The 14,410-nt window shown below is 50.1% G+C and carries 9 protein-coding genes and 1 pseudogene; all 10 read right to left on the reverse strand.

What is annotated here, in order from left to right:
* Positions 1-84: 84 nt before the first annotated feature.
* The 10 genes and pseudogenes from EYB48_RS07260 to gyrB all read right to left on the reverse strand — a co-directional run bounded on the left by EYB48_RS07260 (position 85) and on the right by gyrB (position 14,124).
* The gene (locus EYB48_RS07260; RefSeq protein ID WP_162019646.1) at positions 85-1,572 is read right to left on the reverse strand and encodes a TolC family protein; all 1,488 of its coding nucleotides are present in this window, start codon (positions 1,570-1,572) and stop codon (positions 85-87) included.
* Entirely contained in the window at positions 1,547-3,502 is a 1,956-nt protein-coding gene (locus EYB48_RS07265; RefSeq protein ID WP_162019647.1) for an FUSC family protein, read from the reverse strand. Before EYB48_RS07265 ends, EYB48_RS07260 begins: the two co-directional genes overlap by 26 nt.
* Positions 3,499-4,545 (reverse strand): multidrug transporter subunit MdtN, encoded by a 1,047-nt coding sequence (gene mdtN / locus EYB48_RS07270; protein WP_162019648.1) that lies wholly within the window; start codon positions 4,543-4,545, stop codon positions 3,499-3,501. The genes EYB48_RS07265 and mdtN overlap by 4 nt, the downstream gene beginning before the upstream one ends.
* The gene (locus EYB48_RS07275; protein ID WP_162019649.1) at positions 4,542-4,733 is read right to left on the reverse strand and encodes a YtcA family lipoprotein; all 192 of its coding nucleotides are present in this window, start codon (positions 4,731-4,733) and stop codon (positions 4,542-4,544) included. The genes mdtN and EYB48_RS07275 overlap by 4 nt, the downstream gene beginning before the upstream one ends.
* Before the next feature lie 632 nt (positions 4,734-5,365).
* Positions 5,366-6,649, reverse strand: coding sequence for a hypothetical protein (locus tag EYB48_RS07280; protein WP_162019650.1), 1,284 nt, complete (start codon positions 6,647-6,649; stop codon positions 5,366-5,368).
* A 531-nt stretch (positions 6,650-7,180) separates the two neighbouring features.
* Positions 7,181-7,714: a hypothetical protein gene (locus EYB48_RS07285; protein ID WP_235934953.1), complete on the reverse strand. Its 534-nt coding sequence runs from the start codon at positions 7,712-7,714 to the stop codon at positions 7,181-7,183.
* Between the two features lie 78 nt (positions 7,715-7,792).
* A pseudogene (locus tag EYB48_RS19525) lies at positions 7,793-8,074 on the reverse strand (HNH endonuclease); the annotation flags it as partial.
* A gap of 142 nt (positions 8,075-8,216) precedes the next feature.
* The gene (locus EYB48_RS07290) at positions 8,217-8,714 is read right to left on the reverse strand and encodes an ASCH domain-containing protein (protein ID WP_162019652.1); all 498 of its coding nucleotides are present in this window, start codon (positions 8,712-8,714) and stop codon (positions 8,217-8,219) included.
* A complete protein-coding gene (locus tag EYB48_RS07295) occupies positions 8,711-10,945 on the reverse strand; it encodes a GNAT family N-acetyltransferase (RefSeq protein ID WP_162019653.1) in 2,235 nt (744 codons plus the stop codon). The genes EYB48_RS07290 and EYB48_RS07295 overlap by 4 nt, the downstream gene beginning before the upstream one ends.
* A 680-nt stretch (positions 10,946-11,625) precedes the next feature.
* Positions 11,626-14,124: a DNA topoisomerase (ATP-hydrolyzing) subunit B gene (gene gyrB, locus EYB48_RS07300; RefSeq protein ID WP_162019654.1), complete on the reverse strand. Its 2,499-nt coding sequence runs from the start codon at positions 14,122-14,124 to the stop codon at positions 11,626-11,628.
* Positions 14,125-14,410 lie beyond the last annotated feature (286 nt).

A 14,410-nucleotide genomic window follows, 5' to 3' on the forward strand; every position in this document is an offset into this window, starting at 1 on the left:
ATGATGTTTTCGCTTGCGCAGCCAGGACGATGATTGGTGCGGGCGGCTAAAAGACTGGCGAATGAGGCGCTTCAGTCAGTCGGTTCAGGGTGCAGCGCCCAGGCTGCCGCTGGCAAAGGCGAGCGAGGCTGAGGCTGATAAAGCCGCGCTGTAGCTGTCACTCTGGCTGGTTTTCGCCGCCAGTAACTGGCTCTCGCTTAAACGCAAATCGGTCAGGGTGCCGACCCCGCTGCGATAAGCTTCATAGGCTGCATCGTAAGTGGTTTGTGCCGCATCCACCAGGACTTGTGCCGCCAGACAGGCATGAATACTTTTGATCAGGCTATTCCTGGTCTGGAGAATCTGGCGCACCGCCTCATCACGCAGTTGTTGCGCGCGCAGGCCAGCGTTTTCTGCATCCAGACGTGCTTTGCCCAGTGAGAGCTGGCGCGTGCCACCGTCATACAAAGGCAGGCTGATTCCCAGCATCAAACCAGCGCTGCGGCGCGCGCCTGAGAGTTCCAATGATGGGCTATAGTAACCAGCAGGTGAAATCGCCGTGCTACTGATGCCACCACTGCCTTGTGCCAGCGTGACTGCCGCGACTATCTTAGGTTTGAATTCCGCTTCAGCCAGCCGGATCGCGGCCTGGCTGGCTAACTGAGCCGCGTAACTGCTGGCGATATCGGGGCGCTTCGCCAAGGCTTGTTCTATGTATTGATCCAGTGAGGGGATGAGGTCCAGACTTAATGGGTGTTGCTGCAGCGGTGCCAGCTTGAGCCGCCCGGATGGCGTCACACCGAGTGCGGTGATCAGCGCCTGATAGGCATCTTCCTCAGCAGCCTGCGCCTGCACACAGACCAAATTTGCCTGTGCCTGCCCTTGCCTGGCCTGAGCGACTTCGATCACCGTCCCTATGCCTTTCTTGTAGCGTTGTTCGGCAGCGTCGACGATCAGTTTGGCATTCTCCCGCGAGGTCGCTGCGTTCTGTTGGCGCGCCATAGCCGCAGCATGTGCATAATAGGCCAGCGCGATGCTCAGTATCAGTTGCTGGTGCGCGCTGCTATAGGCCAGTTTGGCCATCGTACTGGCTTGCTGGCTGGCGTCTTGTAAGGCAGCACGGCTGCCAAAATCGTAGAGCAACCAGTCCGCTGTGAGCGCCACGACGCCGCCCTGGCTGGTGTGCTGACTGCCAGCTTGTAATTGGCTGATGCTCAGGTCGCTACGGGTTTGCTGGGCGATGATACCGGCTCTCGCGCTCAGTTTGGGTTGGTAACTGGTTTCAACCAGCGCACTCTGTAGCTCTGCTTTTTTAGCTTCGTTCCAGGCGATGCGTGTCGCCGGATGATGTTCGCGCGCCAGTTCGATTAATTGCGGCAGTGTATAGGCTTGCTGGCTGAGTTCGATGCTGGCTACTGGTTTTAATAAGTCCGGGTTCACTGGCAAACTAAACCCATTGTTGGCCGCTTGGGCATGCGCTGGCCAGGGTAAATCCGGACGTGCCGGGAGTTTTTCATCGGCCAGTATCGCGCAATGTGCTCCTAACAGGCTGATCAATAGCAAAGGCTTAAGCTGGGTACTGAAGAGTTTCATGGCTGAGACAATCTGGGTTGGCGTGCCGCTGAGTAAATTGATGTAATTGCAGATTGACCGTGTTAAGCGTTTCACTGCACAGTGTGGCTGAACTGACTGGCAATAACTCCGCCAGCTGCAACAGCACTTGGCGCAATTGCCGCAAGTGCTGCAATTGATACATAGAGGTGTCGGAGCAGTCCGACGTCATCAGCAGTTGCTGGCACAACAGCTGCAAGCTGTGCAGTAAATGTTGGCGTTGTTGCAGCCATTCCTGTGTGGGACGCACAGTAACCGGCTCCAGTGTGATTAAAGCGTATGCGCGCTGCACCAGATTTAATTGCATGGCGATCTGATTCAGCAAGCCATAACGCTGGTGCTGAGTGAGCTTATTTTGATCAGACTGACATAGCCGGGCGAACAGCGCTTGCGCCTGAAGTATGCCGCTATCGATCTGACGCGCCAGGCTGACCGGCCAGATATGTACAAAGATCAGATACACCACCAATAATCCAAGCACGATACCGATCACCCTGTCGCGTGGAATCACCAGATCAAACGCCGGACCATGCCCTTGCAGCACGCATAAGTAGTAAGCGAAAGCGATTTGTAAACCGGCATAGGCAATCCGTGAACTGCCTGCCGCGACCCAGGCAGCAGCCAGGCTGGACAGAGCGATCAAAACCAGTAAAAACGCCAGCGAATTAATCTGCGGCATGATCAGTAAAATGGTGGCGATGCCGGCCACACTGCCGATCAGGCAACCGATCAGGCGTAAGCGCAGCTTTTGCAGGGTTTCGGCGGTACTCGCCAGCGCCACGATGTAGCAGGTGATCAGGCTGGTGTGTATGCCCGGCCAATCGAGCAAGCTATAAATCAGATAGCAGGACATTGCCGCTGCCGTCGTTTTCAGCGCCAGGCGCGGATAGTCGGGATTACTGAATGCATCGGCCAGCCAAAAGCCTGTCACTGGCTGTGCCGTGACTACGCTAAGCTCTGCTACGTCATCGGCTGACGTGTTTGTGCTGATAAAACGAAATAGCCTGGCCAGTTCACACAGCGTGCGGTTGCGGGCGTCAGCAGCACTGAGTTGAGGAAAATCAGGCAGTGTCTGCCGTGCTTCCAGCGCATTGCCGCAATCGGTGAGAAATTGCGCCAGCTGTGATGTGCTCAAACCGCCGGGTAAGGGTGACCAGGTCCTGCCCAATTGCTCAATCAGAATGAATAGTGGCCCCAGCGTTGCGCAGTAGCATTGCAATTGGGGCAGATCGCTGGCATCGCGCTCTTTGGCACTCAGCTTTAGCCATTGTTGAATTTGGCTTTGATCATCCTGCAAGGCCTCGCGCCAGGCTTCAGACGCATGATCGGCTTGCTGCAGTCGGGCCGCAGCCAGCCGGAAATCATAGGCCAGCGTCTGACGCAGCAACTGACCTGCGCCCGGTGCACAAAGTAAGCTGAGCGACAGGCAAACCCCGGCAGGAATAATCGCCGCCAGCCAGCCGTACAACAAGGCGCGCGTCGCCAGTTCGCCGATAAAAGCCTGACACACCAGATCCAGCGTGTACGCAAAAATTAAGGCCAGGATGCTGGCGACAGGCCGTAATTTACTCGCCAGCGCAGCAAACATAAAAAACAGCGAGAGTGCCGCCATACTGGCCAGACGCAAAACGGGTTCATCGATCACCTGTTGGATAATCAGCAGCAGCAAGCCGACGATGAAGCCCATCAGCAGCACCGCAGCGATACTCTGTACGATGCTGCTGAGGCGATCCGGTTTGACCAGAAAAAATACGATATACACCGATAGTGCAGCCTCGGGAGTTTGATAATACTGCACCAGCAAACAACTCAGTATGCAACAAGCGGTAATGCGCAAGGCATGACTGGCGCGCCCCGGACGACTGCTGACCAGTTCGTGCCACAGGCTGGGTTGCGCGGGTTCAGACTTCATTGGCAAGCCGCACCGCGATTTAATTCAACCAGAGCGCTGGCACCCATTCGTGCCAGATGTTCAGGCGGATGATGCAAATGAATGCGCACCGGAAAACGCTGCGCTACCTTGACCCAGTTCAATGACCGTTCGACGTAGGGTACCGAACGTGGCAAGGCAATGTTTGCGGTATCTTTGACACCCCAGCCTATGCTCTCGACCTGACCTTTAATCGGTATTTTTTTATCGATCATTGAGTACACCGTGACACAATCACCGGCCTTGATATGGCTTAATTCACTCTCTTTGAAATTTGCCATGGCAAACCATTCCTCGGTATTCACCAGCGTGAATAAGCTTTGAAACGGTGCCAGCGTCTCGCCGGGAGCGACCGTTAAACCGACCACCCGGCCAGCAGTCACTGCCTTCACCGTACTGTCTTCCAATGCCCGCAAAGCCATGTTTAAGGCAGCCTGACGCGCACTGACCGCTGCAAGCGAACTATCCACCGTATCTATCGCTTGCCGCGCGGCGGCTTCTTGTTCACGTGCCTGCTGCATACTGATTTCCGCATCGCGTTCCATCGCGATGGCCTGATCCAGCTGCTGTTGCGGCACAAAGCCCTTGGCTGCTAAAGGCCGCAAACGTTCGACTGTGCTGCTGGCTAAGTTCAGATTCGTGCTGCTGCGCTTAATTTGCTTGCTGGCGATGTTGGCATTGCTTTGCTGTACCGCCAATGCACGCTGTTTGGTCGCCAGCGTTGCTTCGGCCAGCGCCAGATCGGCACGTGCCTGTTCCACTGCCAGTTGAAACGGTACCGGGTCGAGCTGAAACAAGATATCACCGGCTTTGACGAGTTGATTTTCGCGCACCGCAATCTTCACGATACGGCCACCAACTGCAGCGGCAACATGCGTGACCTCGGCATCAATACTGGCTTCTTCGCTGACAGGAAAGTGCTCTTTATGGCGCCAGATGTACGCTGCAAAAATGACAGCGCCCAGGATGATGCTCAATGAGATGAGTTTGCCGATCAGGGCTTTTTTTTGAGTAGGTAAATTCATTGTCCAAACCAGATCAGCCAGATCAGCATGGCAGCCAGCACACCAACTGAAAGACAGAGAAAAAGAGGATAGGGGAGTAAATCAGCGAGCTTCAATTTCAGCAGCGCTATTCGAAACACGATGGCGACGATCACGCCCAGCGCCGCACATAACAGCCAGGCCGGAAAATAAGCACCAGCGATGATCAACGATGGCGCCTGCGGCGAAACGCAGGCAGTCAGGGTCAGCAGAAAAAATGTAAGGCTAAAAAACCTGGGCAATCGTGTCATCGTCTTCTGGGCTATCAATAGCGTAAAACCGGGTAAAACCGCTTAAGGCCGCATAAGGCCGCATAAGGCCGCTTAAGTCGGCATAGCGCCCTGGGGTGTCGATTTGAGTGAGTGTGAAGTTTATAATTTTATATGTCTTAGTGTCAAAGTTATGCCAGGTGTTTAGCGGTCGCTTTGGAGAATTCACTAAACATAACAAGTGAATATGACACGGTATTGACCCTCATGACCTGACCCGATCACCAGGAGAAAAAATACTCAATCAGCGGGGCGATTTACCCACACCTACCCGCATGAAATGGACTTCTCCAGCCCATTTTGGCCTGCAGGCCAATATCTATGCGGATGTTGGTTTGGAGATGGGGAGTGTAAAGATAGATATTGAGAAACATTTCCTGTTCATGTTGTTCCTCCGATATGTTAAATCTGCAAATGTGACTCATAGTCGATAGCGGTTGCTCACACTTAGTGCTACTGGCTGCGCAAAGCCGCCTTAGCGCTCTAGGCATAGCAAGCTTTTTGGGCGCCTTGCGTCAAGGCCAACGACGAGTTCAGCCGTTTGGTTCATCCTCTTCGTAAAAGGGCGTGCCCTTCACACCCTGCATGTCAAGGTAGTAGTAGACGAATAGGCACTTGGTCAGATGGTTCAGCCGGTGCGTCTCCCGGAACATGCCAAGGATCTTGCGACTGAAGTCCAGAAACTGAAGCTGGAACGATGTTGCTTGTTCGAGCCCTTCCTTCTTTGGATAGTACGTAATTACCTGAGTTACCTTGTCTGATTCGGCCTTGTAGTGAGCAATCGAGTTGCGCAGGCGATGGTCAATGTCGCTCGCGTCAATGTGATACCAGCAGTTGTCCAACTGGGCCAGCTTCAGGCCCAACGGCCAATCAGCAAACTCCTTAAGGCTCGATGGTGCATTTTTGGCGGGGGAGAACTTGTTATGATCGCCACGCCGATTCAGGTTGTTGAGCCCCGCAACAAGGACGACGGCACGGGACATAATTTCAGCGATGTCCTTGAACAGATCTTTGACTTCGTCGAACTCGTGCGCAGACACGCGGTAGTAAGTGTTGCCGCCGTATGTTTCGTCAAAGTCCAAGAACAACGCCGGACGGAACATCAACTCGAGGTCAATGATCTTTGGATAAATCTCAAGGCAATCAAGCTGAAGATTCCTGAGAAATCCTGTATCGACAATCTCGTCCACAAATGCATTAAGCGCAGCCTTGTCACGCTTAGCAAGTCGCATTTGCAGCTTGGTGATGGTGGTCACAGCGTCAACATTCCTTTTCGGCTCGGCGAAAGGAAAGAACGCCTTCTCGATGGCCATATACAGCGCACGATTGATGTCAAGTTGGGTGTCGCAAGGGATCTTGCCGTCGAGGAACTCCCACACCTTCTCCTTGAACAGTTCGTGCTTTCCCTTCACGTACAGGGTGAACAGCGCCTTGATTTGAGGCGCCATTTCCTGCACATTGTTGAGCCAGTTCAGCCGCATGGCATGAATTTGCATATTCTGATCACCAATGCGCTTCATCGCCATCATGAATGGCGTGTGCCCCATCATGTATTTGCCAAATGAAACGGGGAAGTCGAGATGCAGGTCAACGAAATGATCACCACCCTCGAAGGCGTTGCCGTCCACCATCTCAGCACCACCAACATCGATGTCACTCGTGACTTGCTTATGATCGAGTGTCACTGTGATGTCAATGGGAGCGCCGCACCCTTGGCAGCGAAAGCGTATCGGCTGATGGGTACGATTTGACAATCCAACTCGGCAATGTGTCTTCGCGCTGCAGACGTCACATTTGACGTAGATGTTGTGATTCATATGCCTCCTAATTAACTCTGTAATTTATATGGTGGCGTCACGAGAGAGTCGCCGAGTCGATGTTAAAATTCATAATGGCGACTCGTCCGACGCCTGCTTCCAGCGCAAAGCATAGATTTAGCTTTCAGGACTTCACCATCCTTTAGCCGATTCAAATTCTTGCCATCCATCAGACAAAATGCCCGGTAGAACCGGGCATTTGCATGTTCAGAATCCGTCGGATCCTTTCACTATCTGTTGAAGCAGCTTTCCACTTACTTGGCACAAATTTCACTTCTTGTGGCACGCGACATCTGTACGATCTCAATAAAGATGAAAAGCACGCCCCTTGATTTTTCAGGCTTTTTTCAATTCAGTGAGGCATTCGTAGCCCAATTCTGTCTCACTAAAAACGAAATATTTCTATATTCTCTCAAAGAAACTGAAAATCATCAAAGCTGATTATTTTACTTAGTGGCATTGCATTTTGGTAATTTAATTTTGAGAAATATTTCCCTATGCGCACTGGATTTTTTGGGTCGTGGAATACGATTACTGCTGTGGGTGACCGGGCGAGCGTCCTGCAACTACTTCGTAGACCTGCCATTCGGGAGCAAAGTCACGAAGATTCGTAGCTGCGTCAATCTGTTGCTCAAGTGGAACGAACAAACTCATTTCAAGTAGTTTTAGGTGAAATACATTTCCCTCGCCAACATCCTCAATTGACAGTGATATTCCACTTTCCCATTCCGAGGGCGAGACGCCATTTTTAAAACGTAGAAAAAGACTTACGAAATCACAGGCGATCAGAAACCACCAGCGACTATTCGGATGAGGGCTTCGAGCAAATTTCCGCGCAGCGTCATATCGTGGCAGGTGAGCTTCGTCAGAATTGTAAGCAAGCAGTTCAAGGCCCATCTTCAGTAGAAGCCGACAAACTGCCAGTGGCTCAACGGGCTCGGCAATGATCCGAACTTGAGTAATCTTATTGTTGAAAATGCCCTGCTCGACGCTGTCCGAGAGTGGATCTAACCCCAGGTACCCAGGTAAGTGACTAGACCTTAATGTACCAATAGCCGCCTTCATGAAAGGCGCCTTCTTGTGCTTAGTTGGGATTCCAAGCAGCAGTCGAAACGGAAGAAAGGGGTAACTGCTTAAAGCTTTGGATTCCACTTTGGAGCCAAAATATTGATTGCATGTGGCACAGACTAGACCATTGGACATGCAAGCCCAATCGCTGCCACCCAACGATTCAGGGAGGATATGCTCAATACGAGACTCTTCAACAAGCTGCTTGCAAAAAACACACGTCATTTGGAATACCCCGTCTCTCAATTTTTCTACGGATTTTGAGTTTATGGCGAAATCAATGTGATTGGTATGTGTTGGATTCCTCGCTGAACACCTAGCCGTCCAGCGGAAGCTGGAGACCAGCCTCATTAACATTGAGAGCTTCACGAACAAGTGTTTAAATATTTCTTAGAACAAATTCCTATGGCTAAAGCTATGTTGTCAAAGTCACGATGTGACGAGTTGTATTGCCTATGTTTAGTTTTCCAATTCTCGAGATTAGTTTCCGGTTGTTACGCTAATACGCACCGTGTACATGCTCAAAAAGCCGAGTAGTAAGATCGTACTTTTTGCGAAAGCGCTGGGTCGAATCAGTAAATGTATCGAATAAAGGATGTTCTTCTTTTAGGCGAATAAAGAATTGGGGTGGGTTGAACCCTTCTGCAATGTCGCGAAGTGAATCTAGAGAAAACGGGCGGCTTAAAATTTTCGCATCGTCAAGTTCCAGTACTACCCCCTCTTCTAAGCCGTCAAGGTATTTCAGAAATTCGCCCCGAACTAAGCCAGAGACTGAACCAAATTGTCGCCAGAGTGCATTCGGCGAGGCTTTGTGAATAGCTTTGATTTTCGCACGGCCAATGATTGATCCTACAGGTAATGTTACGTATATCCATACGATAGTTCCTGGCGCAACATTCATAGATCGCCGTCGAAGTTCGATTTTTTTTCGTCCTGCAAAAATATTTTCTGCATGCCGTGGTGCCAGTGATATCAAAATGTGTTCTTGGTTATTCACGTATCAAAACCTTCTGCCAAAATTTTTTGTAATTGCTCGTCTGTAAGCGGGCGTGTCGTGATTAATTGATTGGGTTCTCCACAGCCCATACGCCGTAGAGCCTCTAAAGGAACAGGATTCTTTAGATAAAAAATATTATCAAATACGGTTACAGTTTTCATTTTTGACTTACCAATACTAACTAAATTCTCTGGCGTGAACACGGAATGTTCGAGATCGCTCGCATCGGCATCAATAGGTCTAAGGTATGCTTCTCTGACTCGTGCAATCGCAATTACTGCAGCACGTCCATGATTTCTTGTTGACTCGTAAAAAAGTATCAATGTCCCTTTTTTAAAGTGACGCAATGTCTTTGGGTCACTCAGGTAGTGTCGATCATGGTACAGCGATGCAGTCGAGCGTGGAAGCAAAGAGCCTTGTGGAGAATTTCCCAGTAATTCAGCAGCGAAATTGCTTAAAATTGGTGTTAAGACTGATGGTCTTCCAGGCAAACAAAAAAGCGCAGGTGACAGGAGTGTTTCAAGATCATCCAGCGTTACATGCCTTTGATTTCCATTGGACGTAAATATCTGTATTTGTTGATCAGCACTTCTAAATGTCGGTATCGATACCGGCAATTTTACGCTTCCTATTGCCTCTAAATTAGTTTGGCCTGCCTTCCAGTTTTTTTCTGTTAAAACATCTCCAAGGGCGAGTTTCATTAAACAATGCTGATCTGATGTTCCGGAAAATCCAAAGGCAGCGGATAATTCTCTTACATGCGATTGGTTTGGTGGAAGCTCGAGTTTGATATTCTGTGATCCTTGGTCGGCATTATTTTCTAAAAAATACATTAGAAGAATTCTCGTGGCGCTGAGTGCTTGAGAGTTCGTCTCGTCAATCGCAATTCTGACTGTCATTGCACCAACTCCACCCTTTGCTGCCCAAGTAGCATATCCAATGAGGGTTGTACTATTCCAAACAGCACAGCATTTCGCTATACGGCCATGGGGGTCAATTGGCAGCCAGCCACCTGCAATAGATGAGCCAGAAAGTCCTATTTTTCTAAGAAATGCTCGAATGGTCGATTCATCCTCATTCGTCACTTCAAGTAAATTTAACGTACCATTCTCCCTTGCATCAAACGTAGTATTTACAGCAGTATCTGAATCTTCAAGTTTGAAAGCTGAGGGGGAAACAATCTCTATTCCATATTTGATCTTGATAACCGACGCTGCTGCAAGAATCGCTTTATCGTTGGTAATGAGGCCTGCAAGGTTGTGCTGAATTGCGGTAGCCACGTGACGCAGATCGGAAAAGTCGTTTGCACTCAATAGTCCGCTTACCTTTCTAGTTGGGAAAATGAGTGTGGCTAAATGTTCGAGAATATGTTGAGTTTCATTTCCTTCGTGCAATGGAAATGACGGGTAGATACTGATGTACGCTTCCATCGGATCAGTACGTCCAGGTTGTGCGTTTCTCTGAAGCTCTTCACGAATCTCTGTGCTTATAGCCAGCCGGCAAAAATTGGAACGCTCGGCCTGAAATAAGCTGGCAGCATCTGCATGTCTCAATCTTCGAGGACCAATATCGAATAACACATTTAAATCTAATAGAAATAGTGGCGAAATATTTGACGGGGAATTTACAAGATCAAGAGGGTTTTGAGCATCGAATCCACTTGTTGGGAAAAGCTGTGGGGATGCCAACTCGTGGCAGCGAACGAGAATTTTTCTGTTTCGTGTCGCTCCTCCTTGAGCAACACGCTGAACGTAAAATTCTTGCTTATGCCAAAATTCGTTTGATGTGCTTAAGTCCTCAGCTACACGTGCATAGATTGAAATAAATCCGTGATGAGTTAATAGTGTTTTGAAATGTTCGACTAATTTAGCAGCTAGTCCTTGACGTCGAAATTCCGGAAGTATCAGCATTTGCATTACATGTGCGCGAGGGAATTGTGGGCGAAAAAGTAGATGCCCCACATAATGCATGCCAGAATCAGATTTTGTAATAATGATAAAAAGACGATCGCGTTGCGCAAAATCTTCAAATACACTCGCCGGGAAAAAACCGAGGGCATTTCGATGCTTATCTGCAGCCTGGACGACTTGCGACAAAAAAGGCGATACGTCGCGGTATCTTTCCAGTATTTCAAATGGTGGATCCGACACGTTTCCCAAGCTGGACGCAGAGTGGGAGTCAATGGAAGGCAAATTTGGCGCATTAAACTGATCGGTTGCTTCAATTTTCATAGCAATTTTTATCAAAATTTTCAGTTAAACAATAAAGTGCATCAATTGTATTGGGATTGCATACACTAAATAATAGTTTTATTTGAAATATTTGAAATAAACCTAGCATGTCGCACTAAATTTATGCGATGAAATTTTGGTCAATTTAACGGATGGCCATTTTGTATTCGCTTATCTGCCACGGGTCGCTTGTAGCATTCAATTGCAATGGTGATGAAATTAGGTTTAACTGATTAAATGTACAGTATTTTTGTGTGCAGAGGGGATTTACTCAATATCAGGCAATTTGAGTCGTTTGTGTAAATTTTTTAACATGTGTCCTATAGAAAAATTTCTCATAATTAAAAATCAAAAATTTTATGACTGTCATGGCAATCATTAACTTAGATGATTTTTCGTAATCGCCAATGGCACCGAATTGTGGAGCACACACGTTAAGGATCCGCTGACATTGCTACTTGCTGGCGTAAGCACAAATTGAGGGATAATTGGTACAAATTCCTTAGAAACAACAGTATTTCAAAATACTGCACACATAAATAAAAAAGCCAGTCTTTCGACTGGCTTTTTTATCAGCAATTTCACTTGTATGACATTAGGAAATTTTTATCAACAGTGACACTAAATTGTCACTTGGATGAGACTTTTTGCGCTTTCTATGAGACCCTACAACATCAGCATCAAACGTCAATATTCCCCGCCCTTAACGCATTCCCTTCAATAAACGCGCGGCGTGGTTCTACGTCGTCGCCCATCAGGGTGGTAAAGATTTGGTCGGCGGCGATGGCGTCTTCGATCTGGACTTTGAGCAGGCGGCGTACGGTTGGGTCCATGGTGGTTTCCCACAGCTGTTCCGGATTCATTTCACCCAGACCTTTATAGCGCTGTTTAGAAACGCCGCGTTCGGCTTCGTCGCGCAGCCACAGCATGGCGTTGTGGAAGTCTTGTACCGCGATTTCCTTGGCTTTTTCGCCTTCGCCACGACGGATGAAAGCGCCGTCGCCGATCAGGCCGGTGAAGGTGTTGGCGGCGTGTTCCAGCACTTTGTAGTCATTGCTATCCGCAAAATCAGCGTCGATATGGCTGACTTTGATATTGCCATGATGCAGACGTTCTACGCGCAGGCTGAAGGCGCCGGACAATTCGTCGCTGCGTACTACGGCTTTGACGGATGGGTCGGCAATTGCGGCGGTCATGGCGTCGGCTGAGGCTTGTGCGTTTTCTGCGCTGTCCAGTTTCAGGGTGACGCCGGTCATGATGGCGGTCAGTGCGGCGCGGTCGATCACACGGGTTAAGCGGGTCATGACGGCATTGGCCAGGTTGTACTGACGCACCAGTTCGCCCAGTGCTTCGCCCATGATCGGGTCGGCGCCGGTGCCAGGGATCAGCGCAGCGCCATTCAGGGCTACGGTCATCATGTATTGCGCTTCTTCGGCATCGTCTTTCAGATAGCGTTCATCGCGGCCGGCTTTGACTTTGTACAGTGGTGGCTGGGCGATGTAGATGTGGCCGCGTTCCACCAGTTGTGGCATTTGACGGTAGAACAGGGTCAGCAACAGGGTACGGATGTGGGCGCCGTCAACGTCCGCATCGGTCATAATGATGATGCGGTGGTAGCGCAGTTTTTCGACATTGAATTCGTCCGGGCCGATGCTGGTGCCGAGGGTGGCGATCAGGGTGGTGATCTGTTCGGACGACAGCATTTTTTCGAAACGGGCTTTTTCTACGTTCAGCACTTTACCGCGCAGTGGCAGAATCGCCTGGAATTTACGGTCGCGGCCTTGTTTGGCCGAGCCGCCCGCAGAGTCACCCTCGACGATGTAGAGTTCGCACAGCGCCGGGTCTTTTTCCTGGCAGTCCGCCAGTTTCGACGACAGGCCCAGTCCATCCATCACGCCTTTGCGGCGCGTCAGTTCGCGTGCTTTACGGGCTGCTTCACGCGCGCGTGAGGCTTCCACGATTTTGCCGCAAATGATTTTGGCGTCGTTCGGTTTTTCAGCCAGGAAGTCGGTCAGGGTTTTGGCGACGATTTCTTCTACCGGGCCGCGTACTTCTGACGAGACTAATTTGTCCTTGGTCTGCGAGCTGAATTTTGGTTCAGGTACTTTGACGGATAACACGCAGGTCAGGCCTTCGCGCATGTCGTCGCCAGTGACTTCGACTTTGGCTTTTTTCGCGTATTCGTGTTCTTCGATGTATTTGTTGATGACGCGTGTCATCGCAGCGCGCAGGCCGGTCAGATGGGTGCCGCCGTCGCGCTGGGGAATATTATTGGTGAAGCACAGTACCTGTTCGTTGTAGGCATCATTCCATTGCATGGAGACGTCAACGGTGATGTTGGTGCCCTGGTCGGACATGCGTTCGCCGGTGGCCTGGAATATGGTTGGATGCAGTACGCTTTTAGCTTTGTTGATGTATTCAACGAAGCCACGGGTGCCGCCTTCAAACGCAAACAATTCTTCTTTGCCGGTGCGGTGGTCATTCAGTTTGATGCGTACGCCATTGTTCAGGAAGGACAATTCGCGGATACGCTTGGACAGAATTTCGTAATGGAATTCGACGTGATTGAAGATTTCTTCATCGGCCCAAAAATGCACTTCGGTACCGCGTTTATCGGTCTCGCCGGTGACTTTGATCGGGGAGGTGACGACGCCGTCGACGGTTTCCAGTTCGCGGTTTTGTACCACGCCTTTAGAAAATTCCATCTGATGCACTTTGCCATCGCGACGGATAGTCAGCTTCAGCAATTTGGACAGCGCATTCACGCAGGACACACCCACGCCATGCAGACCGCCGGAGACTTTATAGGAGTTTTGATCGAACTTACCACCGGCATGCAGCTCGGTCATCACGATTTCAGCAGCGCTGCGCTTAGGATCGTTTTTGTCATCCCATTTAATGCCAGTCGGAATACCACGGCCATTATCGGTGATGGAGATCGAGTTATCCGAATGGATGGTGACATTGATTTCTGTACAGTGACCGGCTAAGGATTCGTCAATCGAGTTATCCAGCACTTCGAATACCAGATGGTGCAGGCCAGTGCCGTCCGAGGTATCGCCAATGTACATGCCGGGGCGCTTACGCACGGCTTCCAGGCCTTCCAGAATCTGGATGGAGGACGCGCCGTAAGATTGATTTGGCTGCGCTGGAGTGTTGTCTTGGGTGTTATCGGACATGGCTACCTTCTGTTATTTGGTCTTACTGATATGGTCTTACTTATTCGGTCTTAATGCGTCGGTCTTAATGCGTCGGTCTTACGTCTTAACGATGCTGACTGTTCCGGGTTGCGCTTACGCTTCTGCGGATGTCAGCAGAGCGGGATGAGGATGGGCTGTCGGCTTGCTTGCAGCTTGATATGGCCTTAGCGTTGAACTCAGACCGGTGGTGTGAAATCAGCTTGCGCATGTTGCTGTTGCCGCACTGAAGCACCTCATCCCTCCCCCCGGCCGCCAGCGGCAGAGG

Origin of the sequence: Cognatundibacterium crateris, assembly GCF_010078235.1 — a bacterium.
Taxonomy (GTDB): Bacteria; Pseudomonadota; Gammaproteobacteria; order Burkholderiales; family Burkholderiaceae_D; genus Undibacterium; species Undibacterium crateris.